Raw genomic sequence first — 1,066 nt, forward strand, 5'->3', positions numbered from 1 at the left:
CGCCAGCCCGGCCGCCAGGTCGTCCGCGCCGGCCAGGGCGATCCGCGCCGGATCCAGCGTCGGCTCGAACGGGGTGTAGGCCGCGCCGGACTCGTCCTTGCCGCGCAGCATTTCCAGATAGGCGGCGATGCCGAAGGCGATCCGCGACAGATCCCCACCATCGGCCAGGGTGCGGCGCACGGTCTCGGTCCAGTAGACCTGGACCTTGGACGAGCCGTCGCCGCCCACGCGCAGCAACTGGTCGGCCATCGCGGGGTTGGAGAAACGGCTGAGCACGCTGCGCCGGTATTCCTGCGGGTCCAGCCCTTCGGGCGCGGTCAGGCGCGGGATCACGTCGCGTTCCAGGTAGGCGTTGACGAAGCGTTCCAGGTCCGGGTCGCGCAGCGCCTCGTCGACATGGCGATAGCCCAGCAGGATGCCCGGGAAGGCCAGCAGGATGTGCGAGGCGTTCAGCATCCGCACCTTGACCTGCTCGTACCCCGTCACGTCGTCGACGAACTGTACCCCCGCCTGTTCCAGGGCGGGGCGGCCGGCGCAGAATGCGTCCTCGACCACCCATTGGGTGAAATCCTCGGCCACCAGCGGCAGCGCGTCGTCCAGGCCGCTCGCGGCGTTCAGCTCGGCGGCGATCGCCGCGTCGACCGACGGGGTGATGCGGTCGACCATGGCGTTGGGGAAGGTGACGTGCCGTTCGATCCACTCCGCCAGCCCGGCGTCGCGCGCCCGGGCATAGCCCAGGAAGGCCGTGCGGGCGACGTCGCCGTTATGGCGCAGATTGTCGCAGGACAGCACGGTGAACGGCCCCGCGCCGGCAGCGCGGCGGCGGGCCAGGGCCTCGACCACGAAGCCGAAGATGGTGGCGGGCGGCGCGTCCCCCGCCAGGTCGGCCTGGACCGCGGGCGTATCCAGGCGGAACCGGCCGGTGGTCTCGTCGATATTGTAGCCGCCTTCGGTGATCGTCATGCTGACGATGCGGATGGCCGGATCGGCCAGCAGGTCCAGCACCGCATGCGGGTCGGACGGCGCCAGCAGATAGGCGCGCAGCGCGCCGATCACCCGCACCGCG

At 71.3% G+C, this 1,066-nt stretch carries 1 protein-coding gene; it reads right to left on the reverse strand.

The window, feature by feature from the left end:
- On the reverse strand, positions 1-1,066 hold a 1,066-nt coding region (locus HUK84_RS19745; protein WP_176641725.1), incomplete at both ends, for a mannitol dehydrogenase family protein.

This window comes from Nguyenibacter vanlangensis (assembly GCF_013376155.1).
Taxonomy (GTDB): Bacteria; Pseudomonadota; Alphaproteobacteria; order Acetobacterales; family Acetobacteraceae; genus Gluconacetobacter; species Gluconacetobacter vanlangensis.